The sequence below is a fragment of the Vibrio sp. 1078-1 genome, assembly GCF_033340475.1.
The window spans coordinates 1-567 of sequence record NZ_JAWOWM010000687.1 but is presented as its reverse complement, the minus strand read 5'-3'; the positions used below and the strand labels follow the sequence as shown (position 1 = coordinate 567).

At 48.0% G+C, this 567-nt stretch carries 1 protein-coding gene and 1 pseudogene; both read right to left on the bottom strand.

The window, feature by feature from the left end; all coding sequences use genetic code 11:
* Window positions 1-381: pseudogene (locus tag R7190_RS29525) on the bottom strand (DUF1566 domain-containing protein); the annotation flags it as partial.
* A 5-nt stretch (window positions 382-386) separates the two neighbouring features.
* A partial coding sequence (locus tag R7190_RS29520; protein ID WP_318138156.1) for a hypothetical protein occupies window positions 387-567 on the bottom strand: 181 nt, incomplete at its 5' end.

The window sequence follows — 567 nt, the reverse complement described above, 5'->3', positions numbered from 1 at the left end:
ATCAATAACCAGCGCTGCGATTAATGTGGTAACGCCATTAATGTCGTTACCTTTGCTCAAACCACGTCCCGGCGTCATCATGTTCAGTGTGAGCTCATCGCCTTGGTCAACCTGAGCCAAAATTGGACTGGTTAAAATGTTCTTGTTTGTCGAGGTAATCGAGAACTCACCTGCGTTATTACTTTTTGTGCTCGGCTCAGTCACATCACACACAAAGTTCTGGTTGAGATCGATGCACACTGGTGTATCTAACAACGTACCTTTCGCAGAAATGGTTCCCGCTACGTTGTAACTTGGCGCCGTTGCGTCACCACCACCAGAACCGCCACCACAACCAACAAGGGCCAGTGAGACTGCAATGAGAGAATATTGAAACTTCATAGGTCTTATCTTCTTTTTGATGAATCGTTATTACGAGAGCGAACCACTCTCAACATTGAAAGCACAAGCAAGCCAAAGAGCGCCCAAGGTGAGCCACTCCCACCCGAGCCATTGCCGTTGCTTTTCGAAGTGGTATCAGCACCGCACTGATACTGGTTAAAGTGACTCGCACCCCACGCTTTTAGG